The organism is Bacillus sp. FSL K6-0073 (assembly GCF_038006085.1).
GTDB classification, from domain to species: Bacteria; Bacillota; Bacilli; order Bacillales; family Bacillaceae_G; genus Bacillus_A; species Bacillus_A cereus.
In genome coordinates this window covers 1,709,127-1,732,283 of sequence record NZ_JBBOUN010000001.1, presented here as the reverse complement: position 1 = coordinate 1,732,283, position 23,157 = coordinate 1,709,127, and the positions used below count along the sequence as shown (strand labels likewise).

Genomic DNA, 23,157 nt, shown 5'->3' with positions numbered 1-23,157 from the left:
GATATACTATGACGACTTGGTTTATTGTAATGTTAGTTGTATTTGGAGCATTTAAAATTATCGTTTCTAGCCTTCCTAACACTGTTATTGAATCCATTATTAGCAAGTACGAAACACATCCACAACTTGAAGAAGAGAATGTGACTATTACAATTCACGGAAATAACGTAGAAGGCGAACAGAAATCAAAAATTATTCATGATTTTAACGAAGGTTTATTTTTAGATCGCTATTATGCACCACCCCATAATGAGGGCACTCCTTTAATTATCAATGCAAAACGGGGTAAAAAAGATTTCACATTTTATATTTACAGTCATGAAGAGCATGTTGATGTTGTAAAACAATATAAAAAGAAGGTAGTTGCTTATAGTTTACGCTCTAAAAACCTTCAAAATAGTGATATGTTCGTGTCAGCTGACTTAGCTTAATACTCATATATTAGAAAAAGGAATCCAAGAAATATGGATTCCTTTTTTTCTCATTTACTGAAAAATAAGCTCTGTCTTCAAACTATCTTTCGGTAACAACCAGCCTTTTTTCTCTAAACTCGCCATTAATAATTCCCTTTGTTTTGTCGCAATACTTTCTTCATTTGTTTTAAATGACACTTCTATTACGAAGTCATCTTCTAATTTTCCGGTATTACTTAATGGCCAAATTTCAATATTTGCTTTTATGTTTTCAAACTCTCCTGTATATCGTTTCATTAATACAGGACCGTAAATACGGGAATTCTTTAACATTTCCTCTCCCCAATTTGTATACAACCATTTGTTCATTTTCCCTGGTAATTTTTCTATTAACATGTTTTGAGCAGCTTGTTCATTTGGTAAATCAAGTATCCCATATCCTTTAGCGCTGTAACTTTTCTTATTTGAAATGCTTAATGTTTTCTTCTCAAATCCCCAATCTATTTCCGCCTCATAACTATCCGTATTACTATCGAATCCTTCTTTTTTAGCTACTTCTAGTGCATCTTGAATTACACCATTTGGAATAGGATATCTTTTTTTATATGTTAGTTCAAAATCTTTACTAAATTCTTTCTTTCGAATTCTAGCAAACCAACCTTCCTCACTTAAACTTTTATTCGCAGTATCTAAAAATTGCACTTGTATTCTTTCATATTTTGTACCAGCCTGGAAATGTTCTAGCACCTCTTGCTTCATCTCTTTGTTATCACCTAATACTTGTTCTGGCTTCAATAATAACTTTACTTCAAAACTAGGTTTCATTGGACTAGCTGCAAACCCTTCCTTAACGTTATAAAGGAAACAACAAAAGAAAATGCTTACGAATACAAATACTTTTTTCATATACCTATCCCCTTTACATTTCAAATGACTTCTATACGTTCCATTGCAAGTGAATATACATTTTCATATCCTGCTGTACTTAGCTTTTGTTGTAATCGATCCGTATCCTCTTTCAAAGCGTGCACTAGCACCGTATGTTCTGGTAATAATGTATTTAACATCTCTTTAACGTCTCTTATACTTTGGTGAACTTTATACGGAACTCGCTTCACCCTACATGTACTCCTTACATGTTCTTTCATAACTCTTTCTGCAAAACTCCCTTTCGCAATATGCCCAGTAAAAATAATGGCATTCCGTTTTTCATTCCGAAGCTGTTCATAGTATAACTGTGCTCGTTTCGTTTGCATATTCGCATCGCTCATTACAACTATTCCGTAACTATTTTGCATACTAATGTCATTATCCATCACTATTATGCTTCTTTTTAAACTCTCCATAATCCGTTTAAGTTCTTCATTATTTTTTATCCAATCTTTATATATGAACATCTCTTCAAATCCAGCCAAAATTTCTTTATCTACTATAAGCGGAAATTCTTTATATCGTTCATATAAATACAATACTATATCTTGCGCCCTACCAAGTTGTGGCAGCGGTAATAATGCTATTCCTTTATTTTGCATAACTCGTTCAATTTCTGCACATAGATCGTCTAATCTTTCATTTTGCGAAACATCATCTGTGTGATAAGCGGCATCTACAATTGCGATTTTTATATTGTGGCCCAATTTCTCAGGTAAATTAGCTCGTAGTATATTAGACTCTGCTGAATAGTCGCCTGAATAAAATACGTATGTATTACACATATCAACTAAAAACCAAACAGCTCCTAATACATGCCCACTATACCCCCACTGAAACCGCAATGTAGGAGTAATTTGTATCCATTCATTTGGATTACTAATCTCATCAATACATACATAATTTAAATCTTTTATATGTTGGTCGCTATAAGGTAACTTCCACCCTTGCATCACATTATAGTTTCTCCATTTTTCATAATATAACGGCAGTTGCTCCTTCGTATAACGAGTCGTCCAAATTTTTTTCTTATATCCATACTTCGCCAATAAAGGTAAACCCATCGTATGATCTTCATGAATATGTGATAAAAATACCGCATCTAAAAATGGAACAACTTCTCCCTCTATTTTTGGATAACTATTCTCATATGATCGATTAATACCACAATCAAATAATATTTTCGTCTCTTTATTTTTTACAAAATAGCAGGAGCGACCGTACTCCCCTGCTCCTCCCCATACTTCCATTCTCATCATGCTACCCCTTTTCGTTTTTGCTCCATATGTTGCAGCAGTAATAAGCACATTGTTGTAAGTCCAACAGAAACAACGGCCATCGCCATTCCTATAGATACTTCACCCTGTTCAAATTGAGCAAAAATAAAAGTTGCTGACGTTTCTACTGATGGAGGTAATACGAGAAGTGATGCTACTAACTCTCTTATTGAAATTGTAAATGTCATCGCCCATCCGGCAAGAATGCCTGGGATAATAAGAGGCAATATTATTTTTCTAAAAATATAAATATAATTTCCCGAAAAAATACTTCCTGCCTGTACGAGAGAATCATCAATTTGTCCGAGTGATGATTTTACATATTGCACCGTGTAAGGTAAAAACAGAACAACATACGTTATGATAACCATAATTGGTGTATTATAAATTGACATAGGCATATATGGTGAATTCCAAAATAGAATAAGACCTACAACCATAACGATTCCTGGTACCATATTCGGTAACATACCGCACATATCAAGCCATTTTTCAGAGTTTTTTTTCCCCTTTCGAATCATAAGTGCCAAAAAGACTCCAATAATTACCGCAATAATCGCTGTTACGAGTGAAAAAAGAAAACTATTCCATAAAGCCTCTAATCCCGGAGACCCTATTGTAAACAATGCCTCATAATGACTTGTTGTAAAGTTATTTACATGTAAACCGCCGCCTCTTAATTTTGAAAAAGAAGCAATAAGTATAGAAAAGTATGGAATTCCAATTGATACGATTAATAAACCAATTACATACATCCATGCTACAACGCGCGTAAATATAGACAAAGTATATCTTTTTGATTTCACACCTTTTCCACTAACCATTGCATATGAATACTTTCGATTCAATACATTTTGCATATACCAAATGAGCATACAAGCACTAAGTAATAAAGAAGATAATGCTGTTGCACTACTAAAATCAATTGGCCAACTCGAAATAAATTTATGAATTTCTGATGTTAACACGTGGAATCCTATTCTACGTCCGAATGTAGCCGGTGTTCCAAATTCAGCAATCGTCTTTACGAAAATGAGTAAAGCACCCATTACATAACTTGATACTAATAACGGCAATATTATTTTTCTTAAGCGATAGAAAAAACTTCCGCCATGAACTGCTGCAGCTTCTTCTTTACTACTCCCAATCTGAAGTAACGTGTTTTTCAGCATGAAATAAAGAAATGGGAATAAATGCAGACTCATAATTAAGACCATACCTCCTAAACTAAAAAACGATGATGAAACTGTCTTTAGCATAGGAAAAAATTGTTCAAAATAGCCGTTAGGTTGCATGAACAAAATCCAGCCCATCGATCCAATATAAGGCGGTGTCATAAATGGAATCATAAAAACAATATCTAACTTACTATACTTTCCTACATCTGTTTTGCTCATAATAAATGCCAATGGAAATGCAAATATTGTAGCTCCTATTACAACGAGTACACCTAGAAGCATCGAATTTAGAAAAATCCCCGCTAATCCACCACTCTGCATCACTTCAAAAGGCTTTAAAAAATTCCAACTGCTATTTTCATATACACTAGAAAATAAAATAAGAAAAAGTGGAATGACGATTAACATCGCCACAAGTAATAACGCTACCGTCATTCCAACTTGTCTTACTGATACGAATCGATTTACCATGGAATCACCATCTTATTGAAATACTTTCTTAAATTGTTTTCCTATTTCATTTTGCTCTTTCTCAACTGTTTTCCAATCAATATTTAATACTGGAATCTCTTCTATATTTGGTCTATTTTCAGCTTTTATATCTGTTCTACCAGGCAATAAATACGCTTTAGAAACTTGTTTTTGTACATCATCGGATAATAAATAATCAATAAACTCTTTTGCACCTTCAACATTTTTACTATCCTTCATAATCCCCGCTGCACGTGGGCTAATAACTGTTCCGCTTTTTGGATATACGATATCAACAGGTTCACCCTTTGCTTTTGCGCTATACGTCATATAATCAACACCCGCAATGACCATATCTTTCGCACCTGTTACAACTGGGTCTAACGCTTCCTGGTTTGCTCCTGCTACTGTAACTTCATTTTTCTTAAGCTGCTCAAATAAATTCCATCCATCTTGTCCATTCTTTTTCACGTATCCTGTTACAAAGTCTAAAGCTGAACCTGAAAGTGCTGGATCTGGAAGATTCACTTTCCCTTTCCATTCTCCTTTCGTTATATCGCTCCAATCTTCAGGCGCCGTCTTCACATTTTTTGTATTGTACACAATCCCTAATGCTGAAGCACTATACCCGAAATAATGGCCTTTATCATCTGACCATTCAGAACGCAGCTTATCAGCTTGTTTCGCCTCTTTATAAGCTAACGTTTGACCCTCTTTCTTTAATCCTTCCATCGCTGGTAAGGAAGCGAGTACGACAACGTCAACGACTGGATTTTTCTTTTCAGCTTCCATTCTCGCTAAAATTTTACCAGTTGTCCCTTGAAACATTTCCACCTTTATACCAGTTTTCTTTTCAAAGTCTTTTTGAATTTTTTCTGCTAACCCTTTTGGCCCTGCACTATATACAACAATTTTCTTTTCATTCATATTTTTACTTTTTGCATCTGCATTACCTGTCTTTGAACTACAACCTGTTACTACAGTAGAAAATAGTAAAGTACATACAAATAAAGACTTAAGCGAACTGAATTTCTTCATACGATTCTCCCCCTATATGATGAATACATTTTTTTGGTACATATAACGATACTGGTTTCCCGATGCTTAGCTTACTATTGTGATAGGCTGTCCAGATGCCTAAAGTCCCCATATTTACTTTCACTTCATAACGTTCTCCTACATATGTAACATGCTGAATTTCACCTGTATACATTTCGCACACATCATTTTTTGTCCAACTCACATGCTCTGGACGAATCATTCTTTTCCCCTCTACAAACCAATTCGCCTTACCAACAAATTTGGCAACAAATTCATGAGACGGTTTCACATAAATATCTTCCGGTGTTCCTTTTTGTAATACTTCTCCTTGTTTCATGACAATAATTTGGTCTGACATTGACATTGCTTCTGTTTGATCGTGAGTAACATACAGTGCAGTTAAACCAATGGAATGAACAATATCCATAAGCTCTATTCTCATTTCTTCTCGCAAAATTGCATCGAGTGCACTTAGCGGTTCATCAAACAAAATAAAATGAGGTTTTGTTACAATTGCTCTAGCGAATGCGACACGTTGTTGCTGTCCACCAGAAAGTTCGTGTGGATACCTTTTCTCCATACCTTGCAGGCGAACTCGCTTTATCGCATCCTCTACTTTTTCTCGTAAATGATTCATTTGCTTTGTAGCTCTTAAACCAAATGCAACATTTTCAAAAACAGTCATGTGCGGCCATAAAGCAAAATCTTGAAATACCATACCGATATTCCGTTCATGAGGAGATGTCTTTATCTTTTTTGTAGCAGAATACATGCACTGGTCTCCAAAATATATTTCTCCCTTATCCGGTTCTTCAAGTCCTGCTATCATTCTAAGTAAAGTCGTTTTCCCACATCCCGAAGGTCCTAAAAGTGTAGTGAATTCCCCTTGTTTCATTACAATCTGCAACGGCTTTAACGCTTGTGTTTTTCCAAATGTTTTTTCTAATCCATTAATTTTAATATCCATCGTCTCACCTCTCTCCCCTCATTCTTAACCTGCTTTCATTCTATATGGAAGATTTATACTGAATGTTAATGTACTGTAAAGATTAAATTAAAAAACTTCTAATAAACTATTTATTTCTATAGATTTTTTCTATAGTTAAAATAAAAAAGGCGGCATCATAATGAATCTCTTAAAATTAGAAATTGTAGTACTTATTAAGAAATACAAAAAGCTTACAATCGTTGCAGAAAAACTTGGCGTTAAACAACCAACTATTACTTTTCATATAAAAAGCTTAGAAGAAGAACTCGGTGTGTCTTTATTTGAATTACGTTCTGGAAGGTATTTCTTAACAGAGGCTGGTGAGGCTTTGCACCATTATGCTTGTAAAATAGATGCACTTATGAAAGAAGCTAGACGTGTCACGCAAGAGTTTAAAGATTTTCATAAAGGTGCTATAACAATCGGCGCTAGTTATGTACCAGCGACTTATCTTTTGCCAGCAGTCGTTCATCAATTTCAATGTGAATTTCCCAATATAAAAATAACGCTACTAGTGAAAACAGCCCCTGAAATTCGAATGATGCTACAAAATCACGAAATCGATCTTGGGATAATTTCCGCTGCTCCATTTGATGAACCACTTTTAAAACAAACGAATATAATGCCCGATACACTTGTTCTTGCCTTTTCCAAAGAACATCATTTTTCAAAGAAAGACAATGTATCGTTACAAAATATAGAAAAGGAACGCATACTATTGCATCGTAACCCATCTACAACAAGAGATTTACTTACACAATGGACGTTAGCGCATAACATTACATTCCAATCAGAAATTGAATTAGACTCATTAGAAACGATGAAACAAATTTTAAAATATGGTAATGGAATTGCCTTGATTTCTAAACTTGCTATCGAACAAGAAATACAACGAAATGAGCTATGCTATATACCAATCCCTGAATTTGAATTTCAGCGTAATATTTATACGATTCATCATGAGGACAGATGGAATTCTAAAATCATTTCTTTTTTACTACAGAGCATCACTTCATTTGCAACAAAAAATTAAAAGGCTGTCGTTATGCACGACAGCCTTTTAAACTATAAATCTATTTATTTTTCTTTGCCTCAATTTTTGCTTGCGCCTCTTCAGCCTTATCTAATGCTTCTGATACTTTCTTCTCTTTTTCTTTCACTTCATCTATACTATCGACAGCTTTAATAATTTTATCGATTCCTTCTTCTTCTACCTTTCTACGCTTTGCCACTCTTTCATTTACTTTCTCTTCCACATCTTTTGCTTTTTGAAGCATATTCTCTGCATTTGATGTTACAGCTTTTTCAAGTGCATCGTCTTTTTTCATTTGTAACACTTCATTTGCAATGTCTTTCGCTTCTAAATACTTACCGTCTTTTAATGCTGTTGCTCCGTGATCCATTTTCTCAGCAACTTCTTTATATGATTTGGCTTCATTTCCTGATTTCTCTTTTTCTGCTTTTTCGAACCACATTGTTGCATCACTATACTTTTCATCTTTCAATGATTGCATACCTGTTTCAATATATGTGTCATAATTGCTACATCCAACCATTACAACTAATAGAAAAAGCATAACAAAACTTAATTTTTTCATGCTGTTGTCTCCTTTTCTTTGCAAGCTCACTTTACTTTAACATACATGAAAAAGAGTTTCAAAAACTAAAATACTAATTTAGTCATTTTTATAATGATAAGTCAAATTTTTATTATTTTCTTATTTTTAAGCGGACACATCTAGTTGTTTTTTCGCCATATGTTGCTTTACTCCAACTAATACAACTAACAATAAACCTCCGCCTATTGTCATCATAACAATGCTAGTTGGCAACATATCTAATAGTAGTCCATATACAATCATACCAAGTGGTGCGATTGCAGTCGCAATTGTTTCAAGTAGGCCAAACACACGCCCTAGGTAGCTCGGATCTGTCGTTTTTTGCATATGTACTTGCATTGGAATGTTTACAATCATAATTGCTATACCAGTTAACATCATAAAAGCAATATAGTAAATAAAACTTGCTACTTTTGGAATGATAACTAACAACGGAAAGACTGTACATAAACTTAAACCTGCAAACAAAAACAGTCCAGTATAAATTGAACGAAACGGATTATTCACTTCTTTACGCACCGATAAAGCAATCGCACCAATTAACATCCCGACTGCTAACATTCCCTCTACAGTACCAAGTTGCTTTGAAGATAAATGCAATGTATGTACGATAATGTATGGAAGTGCAACGGTTAGACCACACGCAAAAAAGTTTACCCACAATGCTATTTTCATTAAACCATATATTTCATGTTTTCGTTTTATATATGAAAAACCTTCTTTTATACTCGTCAAGAAATGCTCTTTACTCTCAGCCACTTCTTTTTTATATAAATCAAATACAATAAATAATTGCAAAATAACCGCTAAAAAGAATGTAATGCTATTCAACAAAAAGAACGACTGAATTGAAAAGAAACCAAATACAACTCCGCCAATAATCGGCCCTAAAATATTTGATAAAGAAGCCGCCGTTTGATTTAAAGCACTCGCTTTTTGAATACGTCCTTCATCTACTAAACTCGGAATAGACGAAGTTAATGCAACGGAATAAAAACTTGCACAAATTGATAATAATGCTGCTGAAATATAAATAAAAAGAAGTGATGGTCCAAATATAGTAGCAAGAATAAACATACTAAGCATCGTTAAACTACTTAATAAATCAGTACCAATGACAAGCCATTTTCGATTGACGCGATCTGCTACAGCACCAGCAATTGGACCACAGATCATCCTTGGAAGTGATCCGCAAACGAGCGTAGTTGCAAACCCCATCCCTGAACCAGTAGTCTTTAATACGTATAACCCCATTGCGAACGTATAAATACCTGCGCCTAATAAAGACGTCATTTTTCCAATCATCATTAAAATGATGTTTCTCGTTGCAATCTTCATTCTTGAATCATGTTGTCCTATACTTATATCTCCCATTTTTGACTCTCTCCCCTTAAAAGTTAAATTGTGTTAAACTTATTATATAATCAACTTTCCGATTTTCACAACATAAAGTTAAATATAATTTAACTTTTTAAATATAAAGGAGCAATAATATGGCAACTCTCGGCGAAAAAATTAAAGCATTAAGAAAAGAAAAAAAGCTTACACAAACAGAGCTGGCAGGTTTGGAACTGACAAAAAGTATGCTTAGTCAAATTGAAAATGGAAAAGCTACACCTTCTATGAAAACATTACAATATATTGCGGAAAAACTTGAATGTGAAATGAGCTTTTTATTAGAAGAAGATGAAAGAGAAATTGTGGAACTCATTCAAAAAATGGAGCCATTAATAAAAGCAAATAAATGCGATGAAGTATACAAGACTTTACTACCTATCGTTCAAACAGAGCTACCTTCTACTTTAAATACAGCTCGCTTATACAAACAATTTGTAACTGCTGCGACGATTATGAAAGATTACAACATTGAATCTTACGTAGAAAAAGCTGTTTCTATTTTTGAAAAATATAAGTTATATCGCGACAGTACAGAAACAAAATTAAAATTATCTTTTGCGATATTCACGCGTAAAAAGTATGCTGAATGTTTACAACTTATATATTATATTAGAAATGATTATGAGGAAAAACATTTAGAAATGGATCTCATTATACATATCGAGTTATGTTTATATGAAGCCATCATCTTACTAGCATGTGGCGATTATGAAAAATGTGAAGAAACGATATTAGAAGCACTCGCATTTTCAAAAAAGCATCAAGTGTATTATAAAACAGATGAATTTTACCGGATTTTATCTTACCAAAAAGTCATTACAGCTGATAAAGAACAATATTTATATTACATAAAAAAATCTGAGCAATTTGCCATTTTTACAGAAGATATTCTATCCATCGCAATTATTGATATTTTAAAAGCTTACTATTACAACACAATTACTAATGAATATACAATCGCATTAAAACATCTAGAACAATTTCGAGAAAAACTAAAAGATGAGCCAATTTTTCAAGACGATGGACTGTACTATCTTGAAAAAGGAAAGGCTTTGTACGGATTAAAACGTTACGAAGAAGCTTTACAAGCATTGCAACGTGGTATTATACCGGATTATATGAACCATCCACTGGATCAAGCGTGGCTTACAACAGCAGGTGCATATCGTGCACTTTGTTACGTCAAACTAAATGATAAAACAAGAGCTCTTGAAGAAGCAACAAAAGCAAATGAAATGATACAATCTTATCCAGATTCTATTTTCTCTGCATTTATTAAAGAAACATTACAAATAATACAAAAACTTTAAGAATGTCTCTAAATGGTATATTATTCCTCTTTTTTAGCAAAGATAATAATGATGGGAGGAATATAAATGAATATACAACGTGCAATAGAGCTTTCTATGTCAGCAGAACAAGCCAATGTCAATTTTCAAGGCATGCCTGTTATGATTCAACACGTCGATGAAAGCAATGAAACCGCCCGCATATATGAAGTAAAAAACCCAGGACGCGAATTAACTGTTCCAGTTAATAGCTTAGAGGAAATATAAGAAATGCCACTTCTCTTTTGAAGTGGCATTTTTCTTCTTTCAGATTACTTATTATAAATTTCTTCTATCCTTTATTTTACATGAGCTGAAAAAATAAGAATTTTCTACTTCTTTTCTTTTTGTGACCTGCTAAAATACAAACTATGGATTAATTATTCGTACTATACATTAAGGGGGAAAAATAATGGCATCTAATTTAGAAAAAAACAAGCCTTATTATGCAGTTATATTCACTTCTAATTTATCAAATGATACAACTGACTATAATACCGTTGCCGAAGAAATGGAAAAACTCGCAAAGCAACAACCTGGATTTTTAGGTGTAGAAAGTGCACGAGGTAATTCTGGGCTCGGAATAACAATTTCTTATTGGGAATCACTTGATGCAATTGAAAATTGGAAAAAGAACACCTTACATAAAGAAGCGAAAAAAAGAGGTCGTGAGCACTGGTATGAAAACTTCCACCTGCGTATTTGCCTTGTTGAGAAAGAATTTAAGTTTCATAGAGGCGATTTATAACTATGAAGAAAAAAGTAGCTCTCGTTATTGTTCATGAAATATATGGTGTGAACGACCATATGCATCACGTTACCCAGCACTTTACTTCATCTCATATAGACGTATTCTGTCCTAATCTTCTACAATTACAACATGCATTTCATTATAGTGATGAAGAAAAAGCATATGAACATTTTGTAAATCATATTGGATTTGATTATGGAAAAAAGCAAATTGAAGAATTCATTTCTCATCTTTCTAGTAGTTATACACATATTGGACTTATCGGCTTTAGTGTTGGAGCTACCATCTCCTGGCTATGTAGTAACAATCCGAAAATTGATTTTATTATCGGATGTTACGGTTCTCGTATACGTGACTATATTCATATAAAACCAACATGTGCTACCTTACTTATTTTCCCTGAAAAAGAATCTAGTTTTTCAGTATCCTCTTTAATTCACACATTGCAGCAACAAAAGAATCCTTTATTAGAAATAAAACAACTACACGGTGAACATGGATTTCTAAATCCGTACACTGAAAAATATAACGAGCACTCTACAAAACAAGCATACAATTTAATAGATTCATTTCTTGTAAAGTGAAACTTCAATCAGTGGGGTGGGTTAATACTCCACTGATTATTCCCCCTCACCAATCGGGCTGTTAATGCGTGATAAAAACAATCTTATAAAGGAGATTTTTCAACCGCCTCTACTTACAATCTATTATCGTTTGCATTTTATTTTTTACTAATTGGATCTTATATGTAACAACTTTTTATTCGCTACTCCCCGCAAAAGTTAGTGAGTTCCTATTCCTACCCATTTGGTTTTTCCTTTGTATTTTAGGTTTTATAACTTTCTGGCGCGAATGGGGAATAATCGTGTATTCTCAATATGTATCGGTTTTCTTTCCTTGACTAGTTTTTTATTTGGGTTATTGTTGTTAGTTCTTTCGGGGATGTAATAGAAGAAGGAAGAAAAGCCAACTTTCAACTTTTCTTCCTTCTATGTTTACCTTTAGTTTTCACTGTCACTGATTCACAAGGTGTATAATATATTTGAGGTGTCGCCTTATCAACAAACATCATAAACGTAATAAAGCCGATAATAAAGAAAATAAATAACGTTAACAAAATTGCTCCTATCGTTAAAAGTATCATAACACCACCCCGATATTTTTCATGTTATTACACTTTTCGCTATGATATGAGCGTAATCCTTTTTAGAAAAGGAAACGTAACAAAATAATCACAATCACTCCCGTTAATACTGTACCTAATAAACTACGAGTATATATCGCTACAAGAAATGTTGGAATTGCTGCAATAAGATAATCCCACTGCATCGTTTCATGCATAAATAAAACTTGTGCTAAAAGCGCTGCTAATATCGCAATTGGTATGTAATTTAACCATTTTAAACCCCAGTCAGGAATTTGTAGTTTGCTAAATACAAGTAGAGGTAAAATACGTGGCACGAGTGTAACAGCTCCTGCTGCTAGTAAAAGTAATAATACATCTAATCTCATTTCCATTTTTCAATCAACACTCCAATCGTCGCAGCTAGTAAGGTTGCGATAATAACCGCTATACTATTTGGCATAAATAGGTGTGAAACGTATGCGATAATAATCGCTACAATTGCAACACTTAAATGAATTGCTAGTTTCGGTTTACTACTTATGAGCTGAAGAACAAATAATCCGATAAACATCGCTGGTAATGCATAATCCATGCCGTATGTATGTGGATCTGGTATCCACTCACCAAATAGCCCGCCAATGATAGTAGCAAGAATCCAATTTAAATACGCTGTTACATTAAGCCCTATCATCCATCTTTCACCTAAATATCCTTTTTGCGCAGCATGCTGCACTGCAACGCCGAAAGTTTCATCTGTAATTTGCGAACCGATGATTAAGTTTTTAAATAGAGGAATTTTCGTAAAGTACGGTGCAAGTGCAGCACTCATAAGAAGGTGGCGCAAGTTAACAAAAAATACAGTAAAAATAATTGCGGAAGCAGGAGCACCCGCTGCATACATACCAGCTAATATAAATTGGGCAGAACCTGCATAAATTAAAGTGGACATAAACGCAATTTCAATGATGGAGAAACCAGCTGTTTTTGCAATTACACCAGCTGCTATACCGATGCTCAAGTAACCAAATACAGTTGGTAAACAATCTTTTACTCCTTGCTGAAATGTATCGTCACTCTGCAAAGCTACATGTGCCTGAGCTTTACTCATCTCTATCATCCTCCATTCCTTCTAAAGTTCGTTTTCCTGTTACGACATGAACTAAATCTATATTTTCACGCCATAACGTATCTAACTTATCAGCTCCAAATTCCTTTGTGATTTCTTCAACCATAATATCGTGCCGCACATACTCTGTAGCAACGAGAACTAGCGCTGGGTCATACGTTGTAACGGCCCATGAAGTGCTATCATTTGAGAAGTTCGCAATTAATACTTCCTCTCCATCACGAGCAATAACAGTTAAATGACCACCCATTCTCTTTTCAACAACGTGGGGCGTCATATAATTATGATGAAACGTCGCTCCTATTTTTGTTTCTGGAGCTCCAAATAAGATTGAAAATATATGTACGCCTTCCTCTTCCTTTTGATGAATGTATGGTTCAATTTCATGCACTTGTTCTTCCCATACAGAAACCCATAACTCTTCCTTAGCTCTACTAATTATATTGCATATTTCTTTCAAAACACGATCATTTGAACGAATATGCGAAATTACATCTATTTGTCGCTCTTGTTCTAAACAATTTAATTTCTCATCTAAAAATTCAAAGGACTTTTCAAAGTCTTTTCGCATTCGATTCATTAATTCGGTAGCTGGTACTGGTACATATTTAACTGGTTCAGAAGGTACAATATGCACTGCTCCTTTATCCATTAACTTACCGAGTACCTCGTAAATCATAGAACGAGGTACTCCTGTTTGTTTACTCACTTCATAGCCCGTTACTGGGGAATGTTTTAGTAGTCCAATATACGCTTTACATTCATACTGAGAAAATCCTAACTTTTTTAATTCCTTTATAATTTCATCCATCGGTAACCCCTCACAATCTAAATCGCCCTTACTTCAAAACGACGATTTTGCTTCCCTTTACTTTTTACTTTATCAATAACAAGTGTTCCTATTTCACTCGTATTTTTCACATGTGTGCCTCCACAAGCTTGTTCGTCTAAATTTTCAATTGTAACAATGCGGATTTCTTGGATAGTAGTTGGCAGGAGATTTATTGCTGTTTTAATCATTCCTACAGCATTTTCTGCTTCTTCGCGGCTCATATAACGAGTGGAAATTTCTTTATTTTGCTTAATAAGTTTATTCACTTCCTCAACAATTTCTTCTACTTCCACGCTCGATAACTCTTGTAACTCATTAAAATCGATACGTGCTTTATCAGGATAAATTTGATTTCCGGTGCATAGAGCTCCATACTTTTCATAAACAACAGCTCCGATAAGATGCAGTAAAGAGTGATGACGCATTAAATTATGACGTCTTTCCCAATTTATCTCTAATTTAACTGGACCTAACTTTACTTGTGCTTCGTCTTTTATATAGTGAACTATTTCTCCTTGCTCCTTCTTTACTTTTTCAACTTCAAATACAGACCCATCTTGTACAATGACACCCGTATCACATTCCTGTCCTCCACCAGTTGGATAAAAAATTGTTTCTTTTACAAATACTTTATTCCCTTCTACTCTTATCACTTCTGTTTCGCAACTCGTTTTGTATGCATCTTCTAAATATAATGCCGTTGTCATACTCTCACCTCTTTAGTAGTTATAGTTATACCTACTAATATAAAAAAGAAGCTCTACAAAGTCAATTGATAATTCTGAAATTTAAAATTAATAAAAGACTCCTTTATTAGGAGTCCACTATCTCAATATTTCATTCGCTTCTTTTTCATAAATTTTATCAAATGACGTCATAACGCGCTGTGATGCTTGAATCATCTTTTGATCTGTCATAAGATCTGCCATCTCTTTCGTCATATCAACATTTGAATTTTCTAGCATATGATTTTTTACTATTCCTGTTCCGTTCGGTAAATTAGCAATGTTTCCTTCTGCTAGTGTAAAGCTTTTGTTTTCACGTTGCACGAGACGTGCATTCGTTTCTGCATCTACTGTTTTTGTTTGTAACTGTGCAATTACTATTCTCTTAATATCTGGTTTTTGCAAAGTTCCATCGTTAACTTCTCTATAAATTTCTCCATTATTAGATACGAAGAATTCAACATTTTCTGGAATACGAATACGCTCATTATTAACATCCATCACATAAGCACCTGAAGATGTTTGTAAATAACGATCACTATTTAATGTGAAACTACCATCTCTCGTTAAAAACGTTTCATCATTTTTAGAAGTAACGAAAAATGATGTTGTGCCGGCCGCGCCGTCATCTAAAAAGAAATCTGTAGCGCTATTTGTTATTTGTATATTTCCTTGTACTAAATTCACATGCGTTGCAGCTGGTACTACAGCGTAATCGACCGAACCGATATTTGTTACCGCCCCATCTCCGCGGCGATATGTGTCTTGTACATCAAATACTTTAGACGTCATATTTTCTGCTTTAAATCCTGTCGTTTGAGCATTTGCAACGTTATTCGAATGAACATTAATGCGCTGCATGTAATTCATCATGCCCATAGAACCTATATAAAGACCGTTCATATTCGTTTGAATAAGGCAAGCGCCTTATTCTTCACCTCTTTTCTACGATGTTTGTAACATTTGTTTCGCTAAATGTTCAGCTGTAGCGATATGTATATTTTTCTTTATGTCTTGGCCATCTGTCATTAATACAATAGGAGCTGATGATACTGCTGGAATTTTCAACAATTCGCCACTACTTGCTGTTTCATCAAATTTCGTAAACACAATACCATCTATATGAATATCTTTAAAGTTTGTAATAATTTCAATCATATCTTTACTTTTCATTGAAGCTGATAACGTTAAACAAATATAATCTGGTTCTACTTGTCCCATCGTTTCAATCATTTCTTCCACTGTTTCTGACGTACGATAATTTTTCCCTGCTGTATCAATTAAAATATAATCGACGCGTGCTTCTTCTTTAAAATACGTAAGCGCTCTTGTCATTGCAGCTTCATCACGCACAGCAATTACTTCAGATCCAATTGTCTTTACGTTATCTTGCAATTGCTGCACTGTCCCTATGCGCGAATGATCGGTCGTTATAAAACCAACTGTTTTTTTCTTACCGTGAAATTGCCATGCCATTTTCGCAAGTGTCGTCGTTTTACCAACGCCAGTTGGACCTATTAATGCAATTGTTTGTACTTCTTTTTCAAAGACGTTTTCCGTATTAAAATGAGATTTCATATCTTCCAATATGTACCTGATAACTTCTTCTTCCGTAATCATCGTTGCATTTTCAAACTTTATTTTTAACTTTTCAGCATATGCATGAATGAAATATTGTTCCACATCGTTTTGTTCTAGCATCCGAATTACTTTTTGAATAATAAACGGTACAGATTCTTGATTTTCTTTCTTTGGAACTACTTCTTCTTTCTTTACCGGAACGACTTGTTTCACAACTTTTTTCTTTTTCGGTACTTCCGTTTCTTTCGTCTGTTTCACAACGACAATTCCTTTTTCAAACAGCTTTAATAGTTTTTCTTTTTTTCTTGCCCATTCTTCACTATTTCCTGTTTGCATTGCTGCGTATGACATAGGAGTCGTTACGCTTTCTAAATTGTGCAGTACTGATTGAATTCCATTTGCCTTCACAATTTGTTCTGAAGGATCATTCACAACATCCATTAATTGTTCATGAAATTGAGCTGTACCTTCATTCACTTCTTCCTGTTTTTCTTCTGGAAATGCAACTAACATTTCATAATCCTTTTTCCAAAAAAACGGTATATTTCGTTTTACACTTTCATCGACAACGTAATAATAATCTGTACCATATTGGTCAAATAACTTTCGATACAATTCATTTTTCGAAGCTGCTTTTATTCGCATTAACGCTTCTTTCTTTTCTGTACTTTCCATTACTTCACCCCCTACTATTCAATATAGGCAATTTGATCCACAACAATTTCTGGTGCTAATTCACTAATACAAAGTACTTGTGCTTCCACTTGATAACGTTCTAGCAGTCTTACAATCGCAAATCTAAAATCTTTTCTACGTGTTAATAACACTGGTTCTCTTCCCATTAAACGTGCTTGCTTAAAGACGCGCTGCACTTGCTCAACGACACGTGTTTCTAAATCTAAATCCCAGTTTAATAAGTAACCTTGATATGAATTATTCACAACATCCGCATCTAACTCGATTGAATCAGAGAAGAGCGCTGCATATATTTTTCCGTCCGGATTTTTCGCATTTTCACAAATAACTTTTGAAATACATTCACGAACAAATGATGTTACACCATCCACGTGGTTTTGATAAATTTCTTTGCCGTCAATAATACCTTCAATAATTGTTGGTAAATCACGAATAGAAATACCTTCTTTTAGAAGTTGTTTAATAACATTTTGAACGAGTGATAAATCAATTTCTTTTTTCTTAATCTCTTCTAATAGAACGCCATTATCATTTTCAAGCGAGTTAATTAAGTCTTTTACATGTTGGCGCTGAATTAATTCATGAAGATTACGTCTAACGACAACATCTAAATGTGTAATTAATATGCTAAGTGGCTCTAACACTTGATAGCCTTTCATTTGTGCATCTTGCACCATATGTTCTAAAATCCAATATCCATCTTCACCAAAAATTGGATCTTTCGCTGGCTCTGCATCTAAATCAGCCATTACGTTTGGTGTTTTCAGTGCTAATAAATAACCTGATTTTAAAACACCTTCAGCCGCCTTCGCACCTTTAATTCGAATAATGTAACGTCCGCGTGGCCTAAAGCTCGTATTATCTTTAAAGTTAATTCCAGGAACGTTAATACCAAGGTCAGTAATAATTGACTTCCTCATAAGAACAACTTTATCACGAGCTGTTTCCCCGTTAATTTTCTGCTTTACAAGTGCTGCTAAATCTAAACCGAGTTCTACTATAATTGGATATTTATCCGTAAATACTCCAAATGAATCTTCTACTTGTTGCAGTTGCTCATCTTCGCCTTGGATCATTTCTATTTCTTTTTGAAGCTCGTCTTCTTTTTCTTTCTTTATTCGATTTTTATTACGAATTCCTAAGAAGATAATTGTTCCGCCAACGAGTGCGAATGGTAGAAACGGTAGCGGAGTAAAAATACCCATTGCGATAAATAAACCACCGAGCGCATATACAACGACTTCATGCGCTAATAACTCTTTAAAGATACCTTCTGTTACTGTATCCGGTGAACCGTCAAATACACGAGTTACGATAATACCAGTTGAAATCGCAAGCATAAGCGATCCAATTTGGTTTACGATTCCGTCACCGACAGTTAACTGTGTATAATGAAGAGCCGCATCTGCAAAGCTCATCCCTTGCTGCATCATTCCGACAATTAAACCGAAAATAATGTTTACGAATAAAATGACAATCCCGAAAATAACGTCCCCTTTAATGAACTTTCCGGCACCATCCATCGCCCCGTAAAACTCTGTTTCCATATTTAATTTTTTTCGTTTTGCTTGTGCATCTTTTTCTGAAATAATACGCTGGTTTAAATCAGCATCGATAGACATTTGTTTCCCTGGTAAAGAATCAAGTGTAAAACGAGCTGCAACTTCAGCTGTACGAGACGCACCGTTTGCAACGATAAACTGGAATATGATTAATACTGTAAAAATAACGATACCAATTAATAAGTTTCCGCCAATTACGAACTGGCCGAACTCTTCAATAACATGACCTGCATTTCCATCTGTCAAAATCGCTCGCGTCGTCGAAACGTTAATCGATACGCGGAAAATCCCGATTAATAACAGCATCGTTGGAAATGACTTTAATTCATCCCACTCGTTAATACTTGTCGCTCGCATATAAATAAGCACTGACATACTTAGTAGAAAAACGATAATGATATCAAGTATAAATGGTGGAAGTGGAATTAAGAGCGCCACTACGAATGACGCTGCTAAAAAGATAGAAAAATAGGTTCTTGCAGACTCTATCTTAAACAAAGAGATCTCCTCCAAACGCGCTATTATACTTCAAGTTCGTTCGTCTGAATTAAATAGCGCATAACTTCAATTACAGCTACGTATAAATCTTCTGGAATCGTCTCATCTTCCTCGACTTGATAATATAAAGAACGAGCAAGCGGACGGTTTTCCACCATTGGTATTTCTTGTTCACGGGCAAGCGTTCGTATATATAATGCGAGCTCATCTTCCCCTTTTGCAACGACAATTGGTGCTGCATCAACGTGTTTATTGTAACGAAGTACGACCGAAATATGAGTCGGGTTGTTTACAATAAATGTTGCGCCATCCATCTTCTTCGCAATTGTTCCTTGCAAGATTGCATGCATAAAGTTTTTTCGTTTCCCTTTTACTTGCGGGTCCCCTTCATTATCTTTATGCTCTTGTTTCACTTCTTCTTTTTTCATCTTAATATCTTGCTCGTACTCCCATTTTTGATAAATGAAATCAATAATAGAAAGAACGATTAAAATAATTAAAATTGCTAAGAAAATAAATTTAATTTGCCTAATAATTTCAGTAAGTGACGCAGTCCAGTTAAATCCAATCATGCTCACGATTTTCTCTAAATTCTTTTTAAAAAGAACGTAAGCGACGTAACCGATTAATCCCATATAAAACAGTGATTTCAAAATATCTACTAAACTTTTACGACTAAACAGTCTCGTGAAATAGTTTTTCGGATTAATACGTGATGCTTTCGGTTTAATGACTTTAGAAGAAAATAGGAACCCGACTTGAATCATATAATTGAATAAATGAAAAGCGTATACGAGTATTAATATCGGAGCCGATACTTTCAGTAATAAAATCCCCATTAAATAAAAATACTCGGTTGAATCTGTATTTTTTCCAATTTGATCAAACAGCACCGCTACGGAATTCGCAATCTCATACCCGAGCCAATCTCCGAAGAAATAAACGACAACTGCTAATACGAGAATGGAAAATAAATTATTTAAATCTTTACTCCGGGCAATATTCCCTTCTTCACGCGATTTTTTACGCTTCTGCGGGGTGGCCTTTTCTGTTTTATTATCCTTTGCCATGCGCGTCCCCCTACTTCGTTAAGAAAAAGTTAAATAGTTTCGTATACTCTTCAAGTAATACATCCGTCATATTTTTAAACACATAACCGAGCATCGGTACACTCATCGCAATAAACAAAATACCGCACGTAATTTTAATTACGTATGCATTCATAAAAACGTTTAATTGCGGAGCGTTTTTTGCAATTAAAATAAGAACAAAGTTAATAATGAATAAACTTCCCATGAGCGGAAGAGCAATTTCAACCGCTGATGTGATCGCAAATAATAGCGTTGCGAGTAGACTATCTAAAAAACTAGTCGTCAGCAATTTTGAAATCGCCTCTGTATATTGAAACGACTTTAAAATCGTGGCAACGAAATAATTAATGCCGCCAAGTGAAATAAAAATAATGAGAAAAAATATATCAAAAATGGTTGATAGTAAAGTAGACTGTGAGCCCGCATTTACATCAAACAAACTTGCTTGTGATAAACCGATATCAAAGTCTAAAATATGCCCGGCCATTTTTGGAATGTTCCACAGCATTTCTACGATTTTTGAAAGTGATAATCCAATTACAATTTGCGTTCCTGCATAAGCTGCAACGTCCCAAACTGTCTTGATGTGAGAGACATCCACTTGATCAGCCACTGTAATTGAAAGAGCAAGTCCAACTGTAACCTTCGCCATTGCCGGAATAGATCGTCCTGAGAAAAACGGTAAAAAATATAAAAATGAAGTAATGCGGCAAAACGCAAAAAACGTTGCCGCCCATAATTCCATATTCATTTCAGTTCACCTATCTTAGTACGAACGCAATAGCGATGGGATTTTATCAAATAAATCTAAAATAAGCGTCGTTAACTCTTGAAACATCCACGGACCTAAAATGATAATAACGAGGACAATACTCGCCATTTTCGGTAAAAACGTCAGCGTTTGCTCTTGAATTTGCATCATCGCCATAATGACAGCGATGATAATAACGACAATCATACTTACGCCGGCAACCGGCATTAAAATCATAACCCCTTTATAAAAAAAGGTTTGAAAAATATCTATAATTGGTGACGTATTCATTTATATGACTCCTATCACATAGCATCAAGCGCTTCAGGCGACCGTCTTAAACATAATATCGACGATTTTTGTATATCCACCTAAATATACGAAAACGAGTATTTTAAACGGTAAACTTAAAATCATCGGCGGTACCATCATCATCCCGAGGTACATTAAAAGTGTACTAATAATCAAATCTATAAATACAAACGCTAAATAAATGAACATCCCTGTTAGTAAACCTTTTTGAATTTGCGTTAACGTAAAGGATGGTACGAGCGTAAATAGTGAAAGATCTTTCAAATCTTTCGGCAACTCTTCTCCGCGTACTTTCAGCATCATTTTTAAATCATGCTTATACGTATGCTTTGACATATATTCTTTCATAATAGGAGCTGTCGTTTCAGCAGCTTGACTTACTGTTATTTTCTCTTTCGTCATCGGATCCCACACATCGCTCTTCAGTTGCCCGAGTACAGGCTGCATCGTAAAGAGTGATAAAAATAATGCAAGTCCAACAAGCACTTGGTTTGGTGGTAAATTCATTACCCCAAGTCCTTGACGTGTAATCCCAAGAACGATCATAAAATAAGTAAAATGTGTAAATAATAGAACGATAGAAGAAGATAATGATAAAAGGGTAACGAGCGCAAATAGTTGTACACTTGAATTACTCGTAAACTCTTTTCCATTTTCGAAATTAATAAAACCGTTCGGGGCCGCATACGCTGGATTTACAAAAATAATTGAAAAAACGATAGAAAATACGAAAATAACGGCTAATAATGATAACTGTTTCTTTATTCTCATGATGGATCCTCTACTTTTTTCGTTTCAGTCTTTACCGCGTCTTCTAGTGCTTGTTGAAACTGATTTCCTGTTCCGGTTAATTGCACAGACTGCACACCGTTATTACTAATAACAGTGAACACTTGCTTTCCGTCCACTTCAAATAAAAAGGCACTCGTTTGATGATTTAAATACACGCCGTCTTTTACTTGAATATGTCCATTTTCACCCTGCTTAAAAAACTGCTGTTTGCGCGTCTTTTTCGTCATATAATATGCACCGTAACCGAGCGCACCAAACAGTAAAACGACTTGAAATAAGGTCGTCATATACGACATATGACTCCTCCTCTACTCTTTATCTTGCATTTGACTTTGCGCTTTCATAAGCGCCGCTTGTTTTTTATCAGCTTCAATTTCAGAAATGATAATACCGAATTTCTCGTCCATTACGATTGCTTCACCGATGCCGACTTTCATATTACTTAAATACACATCTACTTTATGTCCTAAGTTTTTCTCTACTTCAAGAACATCGCCAACTTTTAACTGCTTTACATCACCAAGTGTAATAGATGACTTTCCAAGCTTTACACCAAGTTCAATCGAAATATCTGAAACAGTATCAATATGTGCTTTACCTGCTTCATTTCGCTTTCCTGCAAAATCTTCTAATCCCATTAATGACACGGGAGATACTTCATGCTTCATATG

At 34.7% G+C, this 23,157-nt stretch carries 27 protein-coding genes and 1 pseudogene; 7 read left to right on the top strand and 21 right to left on the bottom strand.

Annotated elements, in window-relative coordinates:
• The first annotated feature begins 8 nt into the window (after positions 1-8).
• Positions 9-431, top strand: a complete 423-nt coding sequence (locus tag MHB52_RS09150) for a YfmQ family protein (RefSeq protein ID WP_000214603.1) — start codon at positions 9-11, stop codon at positions 429-431.
• A gap of 54 nt (positions 432-485) precedes the next feature.
• Here MHB52_RS09150 and MHB52_RS09145 read toward each other — a convergent pair whose 3' ends face one another.
• Genes MHB52_RS09145 through MHB52_RS09125 form a run of 5 tightly spaced genes read right to left on the bottom strand, consistent with a single transcriptional unit; the run spans position 486 to position 6,277 of the window.
• Entirely contained in the window at positions 486-1,319 is an 834-nt protein-coding gene (locus MHB52_RS09145; protein WP_000755309.1) for a hypothetical protein, read from the bottom strand.
• A 20-nt stretch (positions 1,320-1,339) separates the two neighbouring features.
• On the bottom strand, positions 1,340-2,602 hold the full coding sequence (locus tag MHB52_RS09140; protein WP_061663676.1) for an MBL fold metallo-hydrolase: 1,263 nt from the start codon (positions 2,600-2,602) through the stop codon (positions 1,340-1,342).
• Positions 2,599-4,269, bottom strand: coding sequence for an ABC transporter permease (locus tag MHB52_RS09135; RefSeq protein ID WP_061663677.1), 1,671 nt, complete (start codon positions 4,267-4,269; stop codon positions 2,599-2,601). The genes MHB52_RS09140 and MHB52_RS09135 overlap by 4 nt, the downstream gene beginning before the upstream one ends.
• A 12-nt stretch (positions 4,270-4,281) precedes the next feature.
• Positions 4,282-5,307: an ABC transporter substrate-binding protein gene (locus MHB52_RS09130; RefSeq protein ID WP_061663678.1), complete on the bottom strand. Its 1,026-nt coding sequence runs from the start codon at positions 5,305-5,307 to the stop codon at positions 4,282-4,284.
• Complete coding sequence (locus tag MHB52_RS09125) at positions 5,285-6,277, bottom strand: ABC transporter ATP-binding protein (RefSeq protein ID WP_016117529.1); 993 nt, start codon at positions 6,275-6,277, stop codon at positions 5,285-5,287. The genes MHB52_RS09130 and MHB52_RS09125 overlap by 23 nt, the downstream gene beginning before the upstream one ends.
• A 160-nt stretch (positions 6,278-6,437) precedes the next feature.
• Here MHB52_RS09125 and MHB52_RS09120 point away from each other — a divergent pair, with 160 nt between their 5' ends.
• Complete coding sequence (locus MHB52_RS09120; RefSeq protein WP_001050594.1) at positions 6,438-7,331, top strand: LysR family transcriptional regulator; 894 nt, start codon at positions 6,438-6,440, stop codon at positions 7,329-7,331.
• Positions 7,332-7,371: 40 nt separating this feature from the next.
• Here the strand turns inward: MHB52_RS09120 and MHB52_RS09115 are convergent, their stop codons facing one another.
• A complete protein-coding gene (locus MHB52_RS09115; RefSeq protein WP_016117528.1) occupies positions 7,372-7,896 on the bottom strand; it encodes a DUF4398 domain-containing protein in 525 nt (174 codons plus the stop codon).
• A 126-nt stretch (positions 7,897-8,022) separates the two neighbouring features.
• The gene (locus MHB52_RS09110; RefSeq protein WP_000502481.1) at positions 8,023-9,291 is read right to left on the bottom strand and encodes an MFS transporter; all 1,269 of its coding nucleotides are present in this window, start codon (positions 9,289-9,291) and stop codon (positions 8,023-8,025) included.
• Positions 9,292-9,410: 119 nt separating this feature from the next.
• Here MHB52_RS09110 and MHB52_RS09105 point away from each other — a divergent pair, with 119 nt between their 5' ends.
• The 5 genes and pseudogenes from MHB52_RS09105 to MHB52_RS09085 all read left to right on the top strand — a co-directional run.
• Positions 9,411-10,625 (top strand): helix-turn-helix domain-containing protein, encoded by a 1,215-nt coding sequence (locus tag MHB52_RS09105; protein WP_061663679.1) that lies wholly within the window; start codon positions 9,411-9,413, stop codon positions 10,623-10,625.
• 66 nt (positions 10,626-10,691) lie between these two features.
• On the top strand, positions 10,692-10,871 hold the full coding sequence (locus tag MHB52_RS09100) for an H-type small acid-soluble spore protein (protein WP_001025731.1): 180 nt from the start codon (positions 10,692-10,694) through the stop codon (positions 10,869-10,871).
• A gap of 184 nt (positions 10,872-11,055) precedes the next feature.
• Positions 11,056-11,391, top strand: a complete 336-nt coding sequence (locus tag MHB52_RS09095) for an antibiotic biosynthesis monooxygenase family protein (RefSeq protein ID WP_000157878.1) — start codon at positions 11,056-11,058, stop codon at positions 11,389-11,391.
• A 2-nt stretch (positions 11,392-11,393) separates the two neighbouring features.
• Entirely contained in the window at positions 11,394-11,978 is a 585-nt protein-coding gene (locus tag MHB52_RS09090; protein ID WP_000730923.1) for a dienelactone hydrolase family protein, read from the top strand.
• Positions 11,979-12,073: 95 nt separating this feature from the next.
• Positions 12,074-12,342: pseudogene (locus MHB52_RS09085) on the top strand (hypothetical protein); the annotation flags it as partial.
• Positions 12,343-12,367: 25 nt separating this feature from the next.
• Here MHB52_RS09085 and MHB52_RS09080 read toward each other — a convergent pair.
• The 14 genes from MHB52_RS09080 to fliN all read right to left on the bottom strand — a co-directional run bounded on the left by MHB52_RS09080 (position 12,368) and on the right by fliN (position 23,154).
• The gene (locus tag MHB52_RS09080; protein ID WP_000602236.1) at positions 12,368-12,538 is read right to left on the bottom strand and encodes a DUF3951 domain-containing protein; all 171 of its coding nucleotides are present in this window, start codon (positions 12,536-12,538) and stop codon (positions 12,368-12,370) included.
• A gap of 62 nt (positions 12,539-12,600) precedes the next feature.
• Positions 12,601-12,912, bottom strand: a complete 312-nt coding sequence (locus MHB52_RS09075) for an AzlD domain-containing protein (RefSeq protein ID WP_000425943.1) — start codon at positions 12,910-12,912, stop codon at positions 12,601-12,603.
• On the bottom strand, positions 12,903-13,628 hold the full coding sequence (locus MHB52_RS09070) for an AzlC family ABC transporter permease (RefSeq protein ID WP_000030481.1): 726 nt from the start codon (positions 13,626-13,628) through the stop codon (positions 12,903-12,905). The genes MHB52_RS09075 and MHB52_RS09070 overlap by 10 nt, the downstream gene beginning before the upstream one ends.
• Positions 13,621-14,457 carry a TrmB family transcriptional regulator gene (locus MHB52_RS09065; RefSeq protein ID WP_061663680.1) on the bottom strand — a complete coding sequence of 279 codons (837 nt, stop codon included), beginning with the start codon at positions 14,455-14,457 and terminating at the stop codon, positions 13,621-13,623. The genes MHB52_RS09070 and MHB52_RS09065 overlap by 8 nt, the downstream gene beginning before the upstream one ends.
• Positions 14,458-14,474: 17 nt before the next feature.
• Positions 14,475-15,185 carry an alanyl-tRNA editing protein gene (locus MHB52_RS09060; RefSeq protein ID WP_000205394.1) on the bottom strand — a complete coding sequence of 237 codons (711 nt, stop codon included), beginning with the start codon at positions 15,183-15,185 and terminating at the stop codon, positions 14,475-14,477.
• 117 nt (positions 15,186-15,302) lie between these two features.
• Positions 15,303-16,106, bottom strand: a complete 804-nt coding sequence (locus tag MHB52_RS09055) for a flagellar basal-body rod protein FlgG (protein ID WP_080451611.1) — start codon at positions 16,104-16,106, stop codon at positions 15,303-15,305.
• A 42-nt stretch (positions 16,107-16,148) separates the two neighbouring features.
• Positions 16,149-17,459, bottom strand: coding sequence for a flagellar biosynthesis protein FlhF (flhF, locus tag MHB52_RS09050; RefSeq protein ID WP_061663681.1), 1,311 nt, complete (start codon positions 17,457-17,459; stop codon positions 16,149-16,151).
• 14 nt (positions 17,460-17,473) lie between these two features.
• Positions 17,474-19,540 carry a flagellar biosynthesis protein FlhA gene (flhA, locus tag MHB52_RS09045; protein ID WP_000472585.1) on the bottom strand — a complete coding sequence of 689 codons (2,067 nt, stop codon included), beginning with the start codon at positions 19,538-19,540 and terminating at the stop codon, positions 17,474-17,476.
• Between the two features lie 23 nt (positions 19,541-19,563).
• A complete protein-coding gene (gene flhB / locus MHB52_RS09040) occupies positions 19,564-20,610 on the bottom strand; it encodes a flagellar type III secretion system protein FlhB (RefSeq protein WP_001040114.1) in 1,047 nt (348 codons plus the stop codon).
• 10 nt (positions 20,611-20,620) lie between these two features.
• A complete protein-coding gene (locus MHB52_RS09035) occupies positions 20,621-21,382 on the bottom strand; it encodes a flagellar biosynthetic protein FliR (protein WP_001055718.1) in 762 nt (253 codons plus the stop codon).
• Positions 21,383-21,397: 15 nt separating this feature from the next.
• Positions 21,398-21,673, bottom strand: coding sequence for a flagellar biosynthetic protein FliQ (locus MHB52_RS09030; protein ID WP_001098085.1), 276 nt, complete (start codon positions 21,671-21,673; stop codon positions 21,398-21,400).
• 33 nt (positions 21,674-21,706) lie between these two features.
• Positions 21,707-22,465 (bottom strand): flagellar type III secretion system pore protein FliP, encoded by a 759-nt coding sequence (locus MHB52_RS09025; protein WP_001220582.1) that lies wholly within the window; start codon positions 22,463-22,465, stop codon positions 21,707-21,709.
• A complete protein-coding gene (locus MHB52_RS09020; protein WP_000121178.1) occupies positions 22,462-22,782 on the bottom strand; it encodes a hypothetical protein in 321 nt (106 codons plus the stop codon). Before MHB52_RS09020 ends, MHB52_RS09025 begins: the two co-directional genes overlap by 4 nt.
• A gap of 12 nt (positions 22,783-22,794) precedes the next feature.
• Positions 22,795-23,154: a flagellar motor switch protein FliN gene (fliN, locus tag MHB52_RS09015; RefSeq protein ID WP_000680010.1), complete on the bottom strand. Its 360-nt coding sequence runs from the start codon at positions 23,152-23,154 to the stop codon at positions 22,795-22,797.
• Between the last annotated feature and the right edge of the window lie 3 nt (positions 23,155-23,157).

What these genes read in the sequence shown, in the direction of transcription:
- MHB52_RS09150 (WP_000214603.1), top strand. Translation starts at nt 9, where the DNA reads ATGACGACTTGGTTTATTGTAATGTTAGTTGTATTTGGAGCATTTAAA.
- MHB52_RS09145 (WP_000755309.1), bottom strand. Translation starts at nt 1,319, where the DNA reads ATGAAAAAAGTATTTGTATTCGTAAGCATTTTCTTTTGTTGTTTCCTT.
- MHB52_RS09140 (WP_061663676.1), bottom strand. Translation starts at nt 2,602, where the DNA reads ATGATGAGAATGGAAGTATGGGGAGGAGCAGGGGAGTACGGTCGCTCC.
- MHB52_RS09135 (WP_061663677.1), bottom strand. Translation starts at nt 4,269, where the DNA reads ATGGTAAATCGATTCGTATCAGTAAGACAAGTTGGAATGACGGTAGCG.
- MHB52_RS09130 (WP_061663678.1), bottom strand. Translation starts at nt 5,307, where the DNA reads ATGAAGAAATTCAGTTCGCTTAAGTCTTTATTTGTATGTACTTTACTA.
- MHB52_RS09125 (WP_016117529.1), bottom strand. Translation starts at nt 6,277, where the DNA reads ATGGATATTAAAATTAATGGATTAGAAAAAACATTTGGAAAAACACAA.
- MHB52_RS09120 (WP_001050594.1), top strand. Translation starts at nt 6,438, where the DNA reads ATGAATCTCTTAAAATTAGAAATTGTAGTACTTATTAAGAAATACAAA.
- MHB52_RS09115 (WP_016117528.1), bottom strand. Translation starts at nt 7,896, where the DNA reads ATGAAAAAATTAAGTTTTGTTATGCTTTTTCTATTAGTTGTAATGGTT.
- MHB52_RS09110 (WP_000502481.1), bottom strand. Translation starts at nt 9,291, where the DNA reads ATGGGAGATATAAGTATAGGACAACATGATTCAAGAATGAAGATTGCA.
- MHB52_RS09105 (WP_061663679.1), top strand. Translation starts at nt 9,411, where the DNA reads ATGGCAACTCTCGGCGAAAAAATTAAAGCATTAAGAAAAGAAAAAAAG.
- MHB52_RS09100 (WP_001025731.1), top strand. Translation starts at nt 10,692, where the DNA reads ATGAATATACAACGTGCAATAGAGCTTTCTATGTCAGCAGAACAAGCC.
- MHB52_RS09095 (WP_000157878.1), top strand. Translation starts at nt 11,056, where the DNA reads ATGGCATCTAATTTAGAAAAAAACAAGCCTTATTATGCAGTTATATTC.
- MHB52_RS09090 (WP_000730923.1), top strand. Translation starts at nt 11,394, where the DNA reads ATGAAGAAAAAAGTAGCTCTCGTTATTGTTCATGAAATATATGGTGTG.
- MHB52_RS09080 (WP_000602236.1), bottom strand. Translation starts at nt 12,538, where the DNA reads ATGATACTTTTAACGATAGGAGCAATTTTGTTAACGTTATTTATTTTC.
- MHB52_RS09075 (WP_000425943.1), bottom strand. Translation starts at nt 12,912, where the DNA reads ATGGAAATGAGATTAGATGTATTATTACTTTTACTAGCAGCAGGAGCT.
- MHB52_RS09070 (WP_000030481.1), bottom strand. Translation starts at nt 13,628, where the DNA reads ATGAGTAAAGCTCAGGCACATGTAGCTTTGCAGAGTGACGATACATTT.
- MHB52_RS09065 (WP_061663680.1), bottom strand. Translation starts at nt 14,457, where the DNA reads ATGGATGAAATTATAAAGGAATTAAAAAAGTTAGGATTTTCTCAGTAT.
- MHB52_RS09060 (WP_000205394.1), bottom strand. Translation starts at nt 15,185, where the DNA reads ATGACAACGGCATTATATTTAGAAGATGCATACAAAACGAGTTGCGAA.
- MHB52_RS09055 (WP_080451611.1), bottom strand. Translation starts at nt 16,106, where the DNA reads ATGAACGGTCTTTATATAGGTTCTATGGGCATGATGAATTACATGCAG.
- flhF (WP_061663681.1), bottom strand. Translation starts at nt 17,459, where the DNA reads ATGGAAAGTACAGAAAAGAAAGAAGCGTTAATGCGAATAAAAGCAGCT.
- flhB (WP_001040114.1), bottom strand. Translation starts at nt 20,610, where the DNA reads ATGGCAAAGGATAATAAAACAGAAAAGGCCACCCCGCAGAAGCGTAAA.
- MHB52_RS09035 (WP_001055718.1), bottom strand. Translation starts at nt 21,382, where the DNA reads ATGAATATGGAATTATGGGCGGCAACGTTTTTTGCGTTTTGCCGCATT.
- MHB52_RS09030 (WP_001098085.1), bottom strand. Translation starts at nt 21,673, where the DNA reads ATGAATACGTCACCAATTATAGATATTTTTCAAACCTTTTTTTATAAA.
- MHB52_RS09025 (WP_001220582.1), bottom strand. Translation starts at nt 22,465, where the DNA reads ATGAGAATAAAGAAACAGTTATCATTATTAGCCGTTATTTTCGTATTT.
- MHB52_RS09020 (WP_000121178.1), bottom strand. Translation starts at nt 22,782, where the DNA reads ATGTCGTATATGACGACCTTATTTCAAGTCGTTTTACTGTTTGGTGCG.
- fliN (WP_000680010.1), bottom strand. Translation starts at nt 23,154, where the DNA reads ATGAAGCATGAAGTATCTCCCGTGTCATTAATGGGATTAGAAGATTTT.